The organism is Microbispora sitophila (assembly GCF_014892245.1).
GTDB classification, from domain to species: Bacteria; Actinomycetota; Actinomycetes; order Streptosporangiales; family Streptosporangiaceae; genus Microbispora; species Microbispora siamensis.
Genome location: NZ_JADBGC010000018.1, coordinates 62480 through 76809 on the forward strand (window position 1 = coordinate 62480; position 14330 = coordinate 76809).

The window sequence follows — 14330 nt, forward strand, 5'->3', positions numbered from 1 at the left end:
GTCTTACGGCGGTATTACGAGACGACCTCGGCGATCACCGGGGCGAGCGCCCGGAACGCCTTGCCCCGGTGGCTGATCGCGTTCTTCTCCTCGGCCGACATCTCGGACGTCGTGCGGGTGTCGCCGTCCGGCACGAAGATCGGGTCGTAGCCGAAGCCGCCCGTGCCACGCCGTTCGCGGATGAGGTGGCCGTGCACGGCCCCCTCCACCACGTGCTCCTCCCCCGTCGGCAGCGCGAGCGCGGCCGTGCAGGCGAAGTGGGCCTGGCGGCGGCCGTCCGGCACGTCGGCGATCTGCGCGAGCAGCAGGTCGAGGTTGGCGTCGTCGTCGCCGTGGCGGCCCGACCAGCGGGCGGAGAAGATGCCCGGCATGCCGTTCAGCGCCTCGACGCACAGGCCGGAGTCGTCGGCGATGGCGGGCAGGCCGCTCTGCGAGGCGACCGCGTGCGCCTTGAGCAGCGCGTTCTCCGCGAACGTGAGACCGGTTTCGGCCACGTCGCCGATGTGCGGGAACGCTTCGAGGCCGACGAGTTCGACCGGCACACCGGCGTCGGCGAGGATCCGGCGCAGTTCGACGATCTTCCCGGCGTTGCGGGTGGCCAGGACCACCTTGTTCATGCTGACGTCCTCGTTCGAGTCCACGGTGTTCAGGAAAGGGCTTCCATCTGGAGGCGGGTGAGTTCGGCGCAGCCGGCCGCGGCCAGGTCGAGCAGGCCGTTGAGCGCCGTCCGGTCGAACGGCGTGCCCTCGGCGGTGCCCTGCACCTCGACGTAGTCGCCCCTGCCGGTCATCACCACGTTCATGTCGGTCTCGGCCTTGACGTCCTCGCTGTAGTCGAGGTCGAGCATCGGCTCGGTGCCGACGACGCCGACCGAGACGGCGGCGACCGAGTTCACCAGGGGGTCGCCGGGGCACATCCGGCGCTGCCGCATCCAGGCGATCGCGTCGGCGAGGGCGACGTACGCCCCGGTGATGGCGGCGGTGCGGGTGCCGCCGTCGGCCTGCAGCACGTCGCAGTCGAGCAGGACGGAGTTCTCCCCCAGGGCCTTGTAGTCGACGCAGGCCCGCAGGGACCTGCCGATCAGCCGGGAGATCTCGTGGGTGCGCCCGCCGATCTTGCCGCGGACCGACTCGCGGTCGTTGCGCGTGTTGGTCGCCCGGGGCAGCATGGCGTACTCGGCCGTCACCCAGCCGAGACCGCTGCCCTTGCGCCAGCGGGGCACGCCGCTTTCCACCGTCGCGGCGCACAACACCCTGGTGCCCCCGAACTCCACCAGCACGGAACCCTCCGCGTGGGCGAGCCAGTTCCGGGTGATGGTCACGGGGCGAAGCTGGTCGGAACGACGACCGTGTGAACGAGCCATACGGGTCACCCTAGGTCATACACGGCCCCGCTCCGCGCCAACTCCATCGGGCCGGCGAAGCCGCCGCGCGAGGCGTCCTCGAGGATGCGGGACTTGTCGTACCACGGGACGAGATGGGTGAGGACGAGCGCGCCGGCCTCGGCACGGGCGGCGTGCTCGGCCGCCTGCCTGCCACTCAGGTGAAGGCCGGGGGTCAGGCCCGGCTCGTCGAGGAAGGACGCCTCGCACAGCAGCACGTCGGCCTCGTGGGCCAGCTTGACCAGTTCGGCCGACTCGCCGGTGTCCGCCGAGTACGCGACGGACCGGCCCTGGTGGGTGACGCGGAAGCCGTAGGTCTCCACGGGGTGGTTCATCGGGGCGGCCGTCACCTCGAACGGGCCGACGTGCCGGGTGCCGGGCGCCAGCCGTACGAAGTCGAAGGAGTTCTCGAGCACCGGCTCGTCCGGCATCGCGTACGCCGCGTTGAGCCGCTTGGAGGCGCCGCCGGGGGCGTGGACGGGCACCTTCGGCAGCGGGCCGTCCGGGGTGTAGGTGCGCACGACGTGGTAGGCGCACAGGTCGAGGCAGTGGTCGGCGTGCAGGTGGGACAGGAGGATGGCGTCGACGTCGTAGAGCCCGGCGTGCCGCTGCAGCGCGCCCAGCGACCCGTTGCCGAAGTCGAGCAGCAGCCGGAAGCCCTCGGCCTCCAGCAGGTAGCAGGAGGACGGGCTGTCGGGGCCGGGGAAGCTGCCCGAGCACCCGATGATCGTCAACTTCATCGCGAACTCCCTACGCCGCTGACGTCGCCGATGCCGGAGGCGGTCCGCTCCACCGACTGGAGCTCGGGACCGAGGAAGCGCTGCCCGAGCCGTTCGAACAGTTCGGTGTCGCCGGTCGCCCGGAAGCGGTGCCTCGGCTCCCCCGCGCCGTTGGACAGCCCGCGGTCGTGCAGAATGCGATAGACGTCCTTGGCCGTCTCCTCGGCGCTGGACACCAGCGTGACCCCGTCCCCGGTGACGTACGAGAGGGCGCCGGTGAGCAGCGGATAGTGCGTGCAGCCGAGGATGAGCGTGTCGCAGCCCGCGTCCTGGATCGGCTTGAGGTAGCCCCTGACCACCTCGATGAGCTCCTCGCTCATCGTCTCGCCCCGCTCGACGAACTCCACGAGCAGGGGGGCGGCCACCGCGACCAGTTCGACGTCGGGGGCGGCGGCGAAGGCGTCGTGGTAGGCCATCGACTCGACGGTGGCCCGCGTGGCGATCACGCCGACCCTGCCGTTCCTCGTGGCCCGCACGGCCCGCCGGGTGGCGGGCTGGATCACCTCGACGACCGGGACGTCGTAGCGCTCCCTGGCATCCCTGAGCACGGCCGAGCTCGCGCTGTTGCACGCGATGACCAGCATCTTCACGTCGTGCTCGACCAGGTGGTCCATGACCTCCAGCGCGTACGCGCGGAGCTCGGCGATGCTCTTGGGCCCGTACGGCTGGTGGGCCGTGTCGGCCACGTAGAAGATCGATTCGTGGGGCAGCTGGTCGATGATCGCCCGGGCGACCGTGAGGCCGCCCACGCCGCTGTCAAAGATCCCGATCGCCCTGGTGTTGTCCTCCGGCACGCTTCCCAAGGTTAGGGGACTGATCCCCGCCGCCGACGGTAAGAATGCTCACATCGCGCGCCGGGTACGAAGGGCGCGGCCTAGCTAGCCCCGGCCCAGGCGCGCGATCTGGCGGGACTGGGCGACCAGCCGGCCCGCCGAGTCCCACACCTCGACCTCCTCGTCGAACCAGCCGTCGCTGATCAGCCGTCCGCCGCCGATCAGGGTCAGCCACCCCGGGGCGGGCAGGGCCCGCAGGTGCCAGGTCAGCTCCACCGTCGGGGCCCATCCCCGCGCCCCCGCCGAGAACACGACCGGCGGCAGCGCGTCCACCGCCAGCGCCAGCACGTACGGGTCGGGGTCCTGCGGCTCGGCCAGCCGGAAGTACGCCCGCGACTCGGGCCGTCCGGTCGGCGCGCCGGTGAGCCAGCCGATCGTGGGCGGATCGAACGCGAGCTCCATCTGCGCGCTGAAGTTCATGTTCGACTCGGGCTTGGGTTCGGGCAGGCGCACGCAGTCCGCCAGGTCCGGCATGACGGCCGACGGGCCGTCCGCCCAGTCCGGGGCCGCCTCCCCGTCCAGCGTCGCGGTCGTGACGAGCATCTCGATGAACGACTCGCCGTCCTGGACGAGCCGCGCCCGGCTCATCGCCGCCGTACGGCCCGTCTTGAGCGGTTCGAGCAGCACCCTGGCCGGGCCCGGCCGGGCCACCCGCAGGAACTGGGCGCTCGTGGAGACCGGGTGCGCGTGCGGCGAGGCGTCCACCACGGCGCGCAGCATCGTGGCCATGAGGTAGCCGCCGTTCAGCGGCCCTCCGATGGAGTACCCGTCGTCGAGACACACGTCGTAGGTGGTGTCGTCGACCCGGATGGCCTGCGTCGCCTCGTCGAACTTGGTCATGCGCCCCTCGCCGCTCTACCGAATATTGTTCTGCTCATTACTCTAGCGTGGCACTCCCCCGGAGCGCCCCCGGGGTCTCCTTGTCAAGCGGACTGCAAGCGCGCCGCTACCGGCCGGGCCTAACGTCGCGGCGTACCCGACGACGACGCATGTGAGTGAGCCCCATGTCCCCCGACACCTCCCCGCACAATCCGAGCCCCTGGCGGCCGGGCGACGAACCCGACCTCGACCGCACCGTCGCCTATCGCGTTCCCCGCGCCGCCGCGAACGAGGCGCACACCGTCCGGCTGCCGTCCTGGACGGAGCCGGAGGAGATCGGCTCCGCCACCGTGCCCGGCCCGCCGGCGCCACCTGCGGGCGGGGGCCGGCGGGGGCGCGGCTGGATCCTGGCGCTGGTGGCCGCCGTGCTCGTCGGCGTGGTCGGCGGCGGCGGCGTGTGGGCCGCCTCGAAGCTCAGCGGCGGCGGCACGCAACCGCAGGACGTGCTGCCCGCGAACGCGCTGGCCTACGTCCGGCTCGACCTCGACCCGTCGGCCGGGCAGAAGCTCGCGTTGTTCGGCATCGCCCGCAAGTTCTCGGCCACCCGCGACTCCTTCGGCGGGGACGACCCGCGCAAGGCCGTCGTCACCGCGCTGCAGAAGGACGACCCGGACCTCTCGAAGGTCGACTACGCCAGGGACGTCGAACCCTGGCTCGGCGACCGCGTCGGCCTCGCCGTGCTGCCGGCGGACGGCGGCGGCGACCCCGTCGGGGCGCTCGCCGTCCAGGTGAAGGACGAGGCGGCGGCCCGGGCCGGCATCGCCAAGATGGGCCTCGGCGGCGGCAAGGTTGGCCTGGCGTTCCGCGACGGATACGCGATCATCGCCACGAGCCAGAAGCTGGCCGACGAGTACGTCAAGGCGGCGCCGCTGTCCGGCGAGCCGCGCTTCGCCGGGGACCTCGACGCACTGGGCGAGCAGGGCGTGCTGTCGTTCTGGATGGACGTGGAGAAGGTCGCCGACGCCGGCTGGAACGAGATCGCCGCGACGCCCGTGTTGCAGCAGATCAGGGGCATGCGGTTCGCCGGCGCCCTCCGGTTCTCGGGCGACTACGCCGAGCTGGCCGGGATCACCCGCGGCGGGACGGCCACGTCGGGCCGGCCCGAGCCGGTGAAGATCGGCGAGCTGCCCGCCTCCACGGTCGCGGCGGCCTCGATCTCCGGCCTGGGCGACCTGCTGCGCGAGCAGTGGCCGTCCATCGAGCGAGCGGCGAGCGGCTCGGGCGGCGAGACGGTCAGGCAGGCCCTCGACGAGGCGCGGGTGCAGTACGGCCTGTCCCTGCCGGACGACCTCGCGACGCTGCTGGGTCGCACCCTCACGCTCGCTCTGGACGAGCAGGACCTGGACGGCGCGCAGCCCCGGATCGGCGCCGTGCTCACGACGGACACCGCCAAGGCGCGCGACGTGGTGGACCGGGTGAAGATCCATCGGAACGGCATGGAGAGGTCCGCCGACATCGCCACCGCCGAGGGCGACGGGCGATTCGTGATCGCGAGCACCCAGGAGTACGCCGACACGCTGAACGGCGGCGGCACGCTCGGCGAGAGCGAAACATTCAAGATCGCCGTCCCGGGCGCCGCGAACGCCACCTACGCTCTGTACGCCGACCTCGACCGGCTGGAGAAGCTGTACCTGGACGGCCTGAACGGCCAGGAGCGCGCCGACGCCGAGAAGCTGCGGGCGATCGGCCTGAGCGGCACCCACGGCGACGACGGCTCGACCTTCACCCTCCGGGTCGTGTTCAACTGATTCCCATACTCCGGCTCATCCCGTCCGAACCGGATCTCCGGCCCACCCACGCCGGAGCGGGCGGGGTGAGCCGGTCGGTCTTCATCGGCGATCAGGCCCAGAGCTGGCCTTCGAGCCGGTCCTCCGCCTCGTCGAGGGTGCCCTCGTACGCGCCGGTGGACAGGTACTTCCAGCCGCCGTCGGCCACGATGAACACGATGTCGGCCCGCTCGCCCGCCTGGACGGCCTTGCGGGCCATGCCGAGGGCCGCGTGCAGGGCGCAGCCCGTCGAGATGCCCGCGAAGATGCCTTCCGCGGCCAGCAGCTCACGGGTCCGGCGCAGCGCGTCGGCCGAGGTCACGGAGTAGCGGGTGGTCAGCACGGAGGCGTCGTACAGCTCGGGCACGAACCCCTCGTCCACGTTGCGCAGGCCGTAGACCAGCTCGCCGTAACGCGGCTCGGCGGCCACGATCTTCACGTCCGGCACCTGCTCGCGCAGGTAGCGGCCGACGCCCATGAGCGTGCCGGTCGTGCCGAGCCCGGCGACGAAGTGGGTCACGGTCGGCAGGTCCGCGAGGATCTCCGGCCCGGTCGACTCGTAGTGGGAGCGCCAGTTGGCGGGGTTGCCGTACTGGTAGAGCATCACCCAGTCGGGATGCTCGGCCGCGAGGCCCTTGGCGACCCGCACCGCCTCGTTGGAGCCGCCCGCGGCCGGCGAGGAGATGATCTCGGCGCCCCACATGCGCAGCAGCTGGCGGCGCTCCTCGGAGGTGTTCTCCGGCATGACGCAGATCAACCGGTAGCCCTTGAGCCGGGCCGACATCGCCAGCGAGATGCCGGTGTTGCCGGAGGTCGGCTCAAGGATCGTGCAGCCCGGCGTGAGCAGCCCGTCCTTCTCGGCCTGCTCGATCATCCACAGCGCCGGCCGGTCCTTGACCGACCCGGTCGGGTTGCGGTCTTCCAGCTTCGCCCAGATCCGTACGTCAGCGGACGGCGAGAGCCGGGGCAGACCCACCAGCGGGGTGCGCCCGACCGAGTCGATCAACGAGTCGAAGCGCATTCAGCGCGCTCCGCCCGCGACGGCCGGGAGCACGGTCACGGTGTCGCCGTCGGCGACGGGCGTGCCGAGCCCGCCGAGGAAACGTACGTCCTCGTCGTTGAGGTAGACGTTGACGAAGCGGCGCAGCCCGGACTCGTCCACCAGCCGGTCCTTCAGGCCGGGGTGGCGCGACTCCAGGTCGCCGATCAGCTCTTCGAGGGTCGATCCCTTGGCGTTGACCGCCTTGGCGCCATCGGTGTAGCTGCGGAGGATGGTAGGAATGCGGACCTCGATCGCCATCTCGGCTCAATCTCCTTGATCAGTGGTCGTCGTTATGGTGGGCGTCCACCTGCTCTGAACAGGGGCAGGCGGGCGGCGATTCCAGCGGTCTTCTTCCCCGGCGCGCCGAGAGAGGCGGCTGGGGTTCAGCGACAGTCGTAGACGACGACAGACGGCGTGTGCGCGAAGAGGAACGCCTGAACAGGAGATTCCGGGCGTACCCGGCGCGATAGGGCAGCCGGTGACGACACGGGACGAGCGTCATCGTTAGCCATGGTTCAAGTTTAACCGTACGACTCTACGATCTTGACTTCCTCCTCCGTCACGACCCCGTCCACGATCCGGTAGGACCGGAAGGGCGTCTCCTCCTCGGAGGCGGTCGACACCAGCACGTAGTGGGCGTCGGGCTCGGAGGCGTAGCTGATGTCCGTACGGGAGGGGTACGCCTCGGTGGCGGTGTGGGAGTGGTAGATCACGACGGGCACCTCGTCGCGGTCGTCCATCTCCCGCCACACGCGGAACTGCTCCATCGAGTCGAACCGGTAGAACGTCGGGGAGCGCTCGGCGTTCTCCATGGGGACGAACCGCTCGGGACGGTCGGACCCGGCGGGCCCGGCCACGACGCCGCACGCCTCGTCGGGGTGGTCGGCCCGGGCATGGGCCACGATCTTGTCGACCAGCTCGCGTGAGATCGTCAGCATGCTGGGAAACCTACCAAAGCGCCCTGACGAGGGTGTCCTGCAGGTAGGTCAGCCAGTCGTAGGTCACGAACGCCGGATAGCGGGGGTCGTCCTCGGACATCGAGGCGATCTCCTCGTGGACCTCCTCGGTGACCTCCAGGCGCACGCCGAGCGCGAGGCGGACGTCGTTGATCGCCCGCAGCCACGCCTGCCCCTGCTCGGCCGTCAGCGTCAGCCGGCCCGGCGCCGCCGTCTCCAGCAGCGTCGTCGCGTCGGCCCGCTTGCCGTCGCGCAGCGTCGCCTCCGTGTAGCGCCGGAACTCCTGCGCCGCGTCCTCGTCGTCCGCGTACGCCGAGGGGAACAGCCGCGCGAGCACGGGATCGGCCGGCGGAGCGGCGGAGCCGATGCCCAGGGCGCGCTCCAACGGGTCGTCGCCGGTGGTCCCCGGCTCGACCAGGCCGAGCACCTGCGACACCAGCGAGCGCAGGATCGACACCTCGCCCGCGTCGAGCTGGACGGTCACCCCGTCGCGCGTCGCCCGGAATCCCGTGCTCATCACTTGTCCTGCTGGACGGTCGCCCACAGGCCATACGAATGGAGGATCTGCACGTCCCGCTCCATCTCCTCCCGGGTGCCGCTGGCGACGACGGCCTTGCCCTTGTGGTGGACGTCCATCATCAGCTTCTCGGCCTTCTGCCGGGGATAGCCGAACACGGTCTGGAAGACGTACGTCACATACGACATCAGGTTGACCGGGTCGTTCCACACGATCGTGAGCCACGGCAGATCGGGGCGCACGTCCGACGACGGACGCTCGACCTCGGTTGGAGCTGTGCTACCCACGTACCCATCCTGCACCACGACCGTCGTAGTCTTCGACACGTGCGCATGACCACGGGCACGGCCCTGCTGACCGACCAGTACGAACTGACGATGCTCCAGGCCGCGCTCGCCGGCGGCGCGGCCCACCGGCGGGCGGTCTTCGAGGTGTTCGCCCGGCGGCTGCCCGGAGGACGGCGCTACGGGGTGGTGGCAGGCACCGGGCGGTTCCTCGACGCGCTGGAGGACTTCCGCTTCGAGGAGCAGGACATCGAGTTCCTGTGCTCCTCCGGGATCGTGGACGAGCCCACCGGCGAGTTCCTCGCCGGCTACCGCTTCTCCGGCAACGTGTACGGCTACCTGGAGGGCGAGGCGTTCTTCCCCGGCTCGCCGATCATGGTCGTGGAGGGGACGTTCGCCGAGGCCGTGCTGCTGGAGACCGTGGCCCTGTCGATACTCAACCACGACTGCGCGATCGCGGCGGCCGCCTCCCGGATGGCTCAGGCGGCCGGCGACCGGCCGCTCATCGAGATGGGCTCGCGCCGCACCCACGAGTACGCCGCGGTCGCCGCCGCCAGGGCCGCCTACCTGTGCGGCTTCGCCTCCACCTCCAACCTCATGGCCGGCCACCTGTACGGCGTGCCGACCGCCGGCACCGCCGCCCACGCGTTCACCCTGCTCCACGACTCGGAGGAGGACGCCTTCCGGGCCCAGATCGACTCCCTCGGGCTCGGCACCACCCTGCTCGTGGACACCTACGACGTGGCGAAGGCCGTACGCACCGCGGTGGAGCTGGCGGGGCCCGACCTCGGCGCGGTGCGCATCGACTCCGGCGACCTCGCCGTGGTGGCGGTCGAGGTGCGCCGCCTGCTCGACGAGCTGGGCGCGAGCCGCACGCGGATCGTCGTCACCAGCGACCTGGACGAGTTCGCGATCGCGGCGCTGGCCGCGGCGCCGGTGGACGCCTACGGCGTCGGCACCGCCCTGTCCACCGGCTCGGGACACCCGACGGCCAGCCTCGTCTACAAGCTCGTCGCCCGGGAGGACCACACGGGACAGCTCCAGCCGGTCGCCAAGGCGTCCGTCGGCAAGCCGAGCGTCGGCGGGCGCAAGTGGGCCTACCGCAGGACCAGCGGCGGCACCGCGACCGCCGAGGTCGTCACCCGCGAGCCGGTGGAGACGGAGGACCGCCCGCTGCTGGCCGAACTCGTGCGGGACGGCAAGGTCGTCGGCCGCGAGAGCCTGGAGGCCGCCCGCGGCCGCCACCGGGCGACTTTGGCCGAGTTGCCTCTGGAGGCGTGCAGCCTCTCCCCCGGAGACCCCGCAGTCCCTACTATCTTCAAGTGATCGCGGGGGACCGGCGCATGAGGACGACGCCGGTCCTCCGTGATCGCCACTGTGAGGTGACCCCATGAAGACCGCACTCGTCGTCGTGGACGTGCAGAACGACTTCTGCGAGGGCGGCAGCCTGCCGGTCGGCGGCGGCGCCGAGGTGGCCGCCGCGATCAGCCGCCACGTCCACGAGCACGCGTACGACCACGTGGTCGCCACCCGCGACTACCACGTCGATCCCGGGGCTCATTTCGCGGCCGAGCCCGACTTCGTGGACTCCTGGCCGCCGCACTGCGTGGTCGGCACCTCCGGCGCCGGCTTCCACCCGGCCTTCGACACGGCGAAGGTCGAGGAGGTCTTCAGCAAGGGCGCGCGGCAGGCGGCCTACAGCGGGTTCGAGGGCGCCACCGCGGACGGCGTCGGCCTGGCCGCCTGGCTGCGCGAGCGCGGCGTGGAGGCCGTGGACGTCGTCGGCATCGCCACCGACCACTGCGTCCGGGCCACCGCCCTCGACGCGGCGGCGAACGGCTTCGCCGTACGGGTCCTGCTGGACCTGACGGCAGGTGTGGCCCGGGAGACGACCGAGTCGGCGCTCGCCCGCCTCGCCGAGGCCGGGGTGGAGCTCACCGGGGAGCCCGTCCTCCGCTCCTGATCCGCGAATCCGACCGGCCGGGCGGCCGAGCCGGGACACGCGCGGGATCGGGACGTCAATGTCTTCACCACGAAGCGTCACGGGTGTATTACCTAGAGCGACGACTCCTCGTGGATTGGCGGCCTCGATGTTCGCGTTCCTGCTCGGCCTCAGCTGGCTCGTCCTGACCCCGGTCTGCATCTGGCTGCTCTTCGGCCGCGGCCACCGGGGCGTGCTCCGCGCCACGGGCGCGCTGACGCTGGCGGCCCTGCAGACGCTCACGATGATCGTGGGATTCACGCAAAGGTCCGCCCGGGTCCCCGCCCAGACGGTCGCCGTACGCGACCCGCGCGCCGGCGCCGACGGGCCGGCAGGCGCGCAGGCCGTGCGGGCCCCCGGAGTGGCGGCGTCCGCGACACCGTCCGCGGCACCGTCTCCGGCACCGGCACCGGGCGGCCCTCCCGCCTGCGATTCCCGCGTCCCCAACCCCGAGGCCGTACGACTGTCGTTCCACGGCAGGGCCCTGCACGGCCTCACGGTGTACTGGCCCGCGTCGCCCGCGCAGTGCGACACGGCGACGGTGGCCGTCCACCAGGCCGGGCACCGGCTGCGCATCTGGCTGCGCGAGGGCGCGGAGGCGAGGCAGCACGAGGGAGCACGCAACGTTCCCGTACGCGTGGAGCAGGGCATGGCCTCCCTCAGCCTCCGGCTCGCCCCGGCCACCCGGCACCACCGGCGTTATGTGGCGATCAACGGCCACACCGGCGACAAGATCCCGTTGCGCTCCCGCACCTCGTGAGGTCGTACACCGGCCACCAGTGGAAAAAACACCTCTCACGAATATCGAAATTTCCGGCACACGAGGCAACAGGCGCGCATTTGGCAGCGAGTTCTTCACACCGCAATGGAAAACCCTCATCCCGGATCCCGAATCGGCGTCTCCTACCCACCCTCCGATAAGGCTTCCCAGCTGATAGCAATTCCTCCGGGCGCCCCCAATCCCCGTCGGCGAGCTACGCTGCCAGACAGCATCGGAGGACATGCATGTTGACGCTCAAGGAACGCGTCGAACTCCTGGAGCAAGAAGTGATGGATCTCGGTAAGAGCAACCGTCTGGAGGCGACGATACGTGCCTATGACGCGCAGCAGATGATCTGGGTCAAGGTCGACGCGATAAGCGAGCGACTCACCCGGGTCGAGCAGATCGGCGAGCAGACGAGAACGGACATCGGCGTCCTCAAGAGCCAGATGGCCGCCGCCAACCGCCGGTTCGACCGTCTGGACCACGAGATCGCGCGCCTGGACGGCCGCATCGACGAGCTCAGCAATCGGGTCGACACACTCACCGGACAGGTCGACACCCTTACCGGGCAGGTCGAGACGCTCGGCGGACAGGTCGAGACGCTGACCGGGCGGGTCGACGGCCTCACCACACGTGTGGACACGCTCACCAACCGGGTCGACACGCTCACCGGACAGGTCAGCGTGCTCAGCGGCCACATCGACGCACTCACCAGCCACGTCGACGGACTCACCGGCCAGGTCGACACCCTTACCGGCCGGGTCGACGGCCTCACCACCCGGGTCGATGCGGTGAACGACCAGTTGACCACGCTGACGGATCGGGTCGACGCCATGGCCGACCACATGGGCAGGAGCGCCGAGTTGAACAAGACAATGTTCAACTCGGTCCTGACCCGGTTGGAGGACCTGTACGCCCACGTCCGGATGAGCAACCTCGTCAATTCCCCGGAGCGCCACCGGGCGGAGCCTGCCGAGGACGGACCGGTGGAGCGGTCCGCCTGATCGACGCCCTGGCCCGAACCGGACGCCGGAGCGCCGCGGGCGAACCGGTGGCCGCCCGTCGGGCCGGGGACGCGGGGCGTGTCTCCGCAGATCCTCCTGACCTCCTGCTTTCAGCAGGGCGAAGACCCACGCGGCTCGCCGCCTCGTAGGCCGGCGAGCCGTTTCCGTTTCGGCGTGGACGGCGTGTCGCCGGGAGAACACCGAGACGGCTCCTCGGCGCTCTCTCCCTGTAGGGCCACGCGGAGGACCTACGACGGTGGGGTCACCTGCGCTGGGTGGCCCACTTGCGGATCATCGCGATGCGCTCGCGGACCTGCTCGGCGGTGGCCTGGGCGATGGCGGGGCCGCCGCAGGCCCGGCGCAGTTCGGCGTGGATGACGCCGTGCGGCTGGCCGGTGCGATGGTTCCACGCGCCGACGAGGCCGTTCAGCTCCCTGCGGAGCTCGGCGAGCTGCTCGTGCGGCGCGAGGGCGGGGGCGCTGTCCTCGCTCCCCTTCTTGGTCTTGCGTTTGGCCGCCTGCTGGTCGGCCTGGCGCTTGCGCAGCAGCGAGGCCACCTGGTCGGGCTCAAGCAGGCCGGGGAGACCGATGAAGTCCTCCTCCTCCGGCGAGCCCGGCGCGGCGGCGGTGCCGAACTCACCGCCGTCGAACAGCACCCGGTCGAAGGTGGCCGACGCCTCCAGCGTCTGGAAGGGCAGCTCGTCGCCGAGGGCGTCGGGCTGTTTCTTCTCCTGCTGGGCCTGTTCGAGCAGCATGTCGTCGAGGCCGTCCTCGTCGCGGCGGCGGCCCAGCACGTGGTCGCGCTCGGCCTCCATCTCGCCCGCGAGGCCCATCAGGACGGGCACCGAGGGCAGGAACACCGACGCGGTCTCCCCCCGCTTGCGGGCGCGGACGAAACGCCCGACGGCCTGGGCGAAGAACAGCGGGGTCGAGGTGCTCGTGGCGTAGACCCCGACGCACAGCCGGGGAATGTCGACGCCCTCGGAGACCATCCGGACCGCGACCAGCCAGCGCCGGTCGGAGGCGGCGAAGTCCTTGATCTTCTTTGACGCGCCCGGGTCGTCGGAGAGCACGACCTCGGCCCCTTCCCCGGCCACCGTGCGGATGTGCCGGGCGTAGGCGCGGGCCGACTCGTGGTCGGAGGCGATGACCAGCCCGCCCGCGTCGGGAACGCCCCGCCGCACCTCGGTGAGGCGTCGGTCGGCCGCGTGGATGACCTGGCGGATCCAGTCGCCCTTCGGGTCGAGGGCGGCCCGCCACGCCTGCGAGAGCTGGTCCTTGGTCAGCGGAGTGCCGAGGGTGGCGGCGATCTCGTCGCCCGCCCGCGTGCGCCACTTCATCTCCCCCGAGTACGCCAGGAAGATGACCGGCCGGACGACGCCGTCGGACAGGGCCGGGCCGTAGCCGTAGGAGTAGTCGGAGACGCTCCGCATCGCCCCCTCGCCGTCCTCGACATAGGTGACGAAGGGGATCGGGCTCTCGTCGGACCGGAACGGCGTGCCGGTCAGGGCGAGTCGTCTGGTCGCGGGCTCGAATGCCTCGCGGACGCCGTCGCCCCACGACTTCGCGTCGCCGGCGTGGTGGATCTCGTCGAAGATCACCAGGGTCTTGCGCGCCTCGGTGCGGGCCCGGTGCAGCGCCGGGTGCATCGCGATCTGCGCGTAGGTGACCGCGACCCCGGTGTAGTCGCGCGAGGTGGTGCCCTGGCTGTTCTTGAACTCGGGGTCGATGCCGATCCCGACCCGGGCCGCGGCGTCGGCCCACTGCCGCTTGAGGTGCTCGGTGGGGGTGACGATCGTCAGAGCCCGCACGACCCCACGGCTGAGCAGCTCGCTGGCGATCCGCAGCGCGTACGTCGTCTTGCCGGCGCCGGGGGTGGCGACGGTCAGGAAGTCGCGCGGCTCACGGCTGAAGTAGAGGTCGAAGGCCTGCTGCTGCCATGCGCGCAGCTTCGGGGCGGTGCCCCAGGCGGCTCTGTCGGGGTAGGACGGGGAGAGGTGGGACGCGGCCGAAACGCTCAACGACGCCTCCCCGAACTCATCGGAACACTGGTGTCTCTATCGGTTCGCTCCCTCACAGTGGATTCAGACTAGCCCGCCCGACCGACAAGACGTGCCGCCCACACGCAGGGTGGTCCGAAATAGCC

16 protein-coding genes are annotated in these 14330 nt (G+C 71.2%); 5 read left to right on the forward strand and 11 right to left on the reverse strand.

Features of this window, described 5'->3' with window-relative positions; genetic code table 11:
* Positions 1-14 precede the first annotated feature (14 nt).
* The 5 genes from IL992_RS29860 to IL992_RS29880 all read right to left on the reverse strand — a co-directional run bounded on the left by IL992_RS29860 (position 15) and on the right by IL992_RS29880 (position 3833).
* A complete protein-coding gene (locus IL992_RS29860; protein WP_193206793.1) occupies positions 15-617 on the reverse strand; it encodes an XTP/dITP diphosphatase in 603 nt (200 codons plus the stop codon).
* Positions 618-646: 29 nt separating this feature from the next.
* Complete coding sequence (rph, locus tag IL992_RS29865; protein WP_193206696.1) at positions 647-1363, reverse strand: ribonuclease PH; 717 nt, start codon at positions 1361-1363, stop codon at positions 647-649.
* A 5-nt stretch (positions 1364-1368) separates the two neighbouring features.
* On the reverse strand, positions 1369-2121 hold the full coding sequence (locus IL992_RS29870) for an MBL fold metallo-hydrolase (RefSeq protein ID WP_193206697.1): 753 nt from the start codon (positions 2119-2121) through the stop codon (positions 1369-1371).
* Positions 2118-2954, reverse strand: coding sequence for a glutamate racemase (gene murI / locus IL992_RS29875; RefSeq protein WP_404804796.1), 837 nt, complete (start codon positions 2952-2954; stop codon positions 2118-2120). Before murI ends, IL992_RS29870 begins: the two co-directional genes overlap by 4 nt.
* 84 nt (positions 2955-3038) lie before the next feature.
* Positions 3039-3833 (reverse strand): thioesterase family protein, encoded by a 795-nt coding sequence (locus IL992_RS29880; RefSeq protein WP_193206699.1) that lies wholly within the window; start codon positions 3831-3833, stop codon positions 3039-3041.
* 164 nt (positions 3834-3997) lie between these two features.
* Between IL992_RS29880 and IL992_RS29885 the strand changes: the two genes are divergently transcribed.
* A complete protein-coding gene (locus IL992_RS29885) occupies positions 3998-5620 on the forward strand; it encodes a DUF3352 domain-containing protein (protein WP_193206700.1) in 1623 nt (540 codons plus the stop codon).
* Positions 5621-5711: 91 nt separating this feature from the next.
* Here the strand turns inward: IL992_RS29885 and IL992_RS29890 are convergent, their stop codons facing one another.
* The 5 genes from IL992_RS29890 to clpS form a co-directional block, all read right to left on the reverse strand.
* Positions 5712-6659 carry a PLP-dependent cysteine synthase family protein gene (locus IL992_RS29890; RefSeq protein ID WP_193206701.1) on the reverse strand — a complete coding sequence of 316 codons (948 nt, stop codon included), beginning with the start codon at positions 6657-6659 and terminating at the stop codon, positions 5712-5714.
* Positions 6660-6938: a MoaD/ThiS family protein gene (locus IL992_RS29895; RefSeq protein ID WP_079315318.1), complete on the reverse strand. Its 279-nt coding sequence runs from the start codon at positions 6936-6938 to the stop codon at positions 6660-6662.
* Between the two features lie 263 nt (positions 6939-7201).
* The gene (locus tag IL992_RS29900; RefSeq protein ID WP_142560302.1) at positions 7202-7618 is read right to left on the reverse strand and encodes a Mov34/MPN/PAD-1 family protein; all 417 of its coding nucleotides are present in this window, start codon (positions 7616-7618) and stop codon (positions 7202-7204) included.
* A gap of 10 nt (positions 7619-7628) precedes the next feature.
* A complete protein-coding gene (locus tag IL992_RS29905) occupies positions 7629-8153 on the reverse strand; it encodes a DUF2017 domain-containing protein (RefSeq protein ID WP_193206702.1) in 525 nt (174 codons plus the stop codon).
* Positions 8153-8440 carry an ATP-dependent Clp protease adapter ClpS gene (gene clpS, locus IL992_RS29910; RefSeq protein WP_079315320.1) on the reverse strand — a complete coding sequence of 96 codons (288 nt, stop codon included), beginning with the start codon at positions 8438-8440 and terminating at the stop codon, positions 8153-8155. The genes IL992_RS29905 and clpS overlap by 1 nt, the downstream gene beginning before the upstream one ends.
* Positions 8441-8485: 45 nt before the next feature.
* Here clpS and IL992_RS29915 point away from each other — a divergent pair, with 45 nt between their 5' ends.
* The 4 genes from IL992_RS29915 to IL992_RS29930 all read left to right on the forward strand — a co-directional run bounded on the left by IL992_RS29915 (position 8486) and on the right by IL992_RS29930 (position 12185).
* Positions 8486-9763, forward strand: coding sequence for a nicotinate phosphoribosyltransferase (locus IL992_RS29915; RefSeq protein WP_193206794.1), 1278 nt, complete (start codon positions 8486-8488; stop codon positions 9761-9763).
* A gap of 64 nt (positions 9764-9827) precedes the next feature.
* On the forward strand, positions 9828-10400 hold the full coding sequence (locus tag IL992_RS29920; protein WP_193206703.1) for a nicotinamidase: 573 nt from the start codon (positions 9828-9830) through the stop codon (positions 10398-10400).
* 127 nt (positions 10401-10527) lie between these two features.
* The gene (locus IL992_RS29925) at positions 10528-11178 is read left to right on the forward strand and encodes a hypothetical protein (protein ID WP_193206704.1); all 651 of its coding nucleotides are present in this window, start codon (positions 10528-10530) and stop codon (positions 11176-11178) included.
* A 245-nt stretch (positions 11179-11423) separates the two neighbouring features.
* Positions 11424-12185, forward strand: a complete 762-nt coding sequence (locus IL992_RS29930; protein WP_193206705.1) for a DUF4407 domain-containing protein — start codon at positions 11424-11426, stop codon at positions 12183-12185.
* Positions 12186-12447: 262 nt separating this feature from the next.
* On the opposite strand, the gene IL992_RS29935 is transcribed toward IL992_RS29930, so the two are convergent.
* Entirely contained in the window at positions 12448-14205 is a 1758-nt protein-coding gene (locus IL992_RS29935; RefSeq protein WP_193206706.1) for a DEAD/DEAH box helicase, read from the reverse strand.
* Positions 14206-14330: the final 125 nt, after the last annotated feature.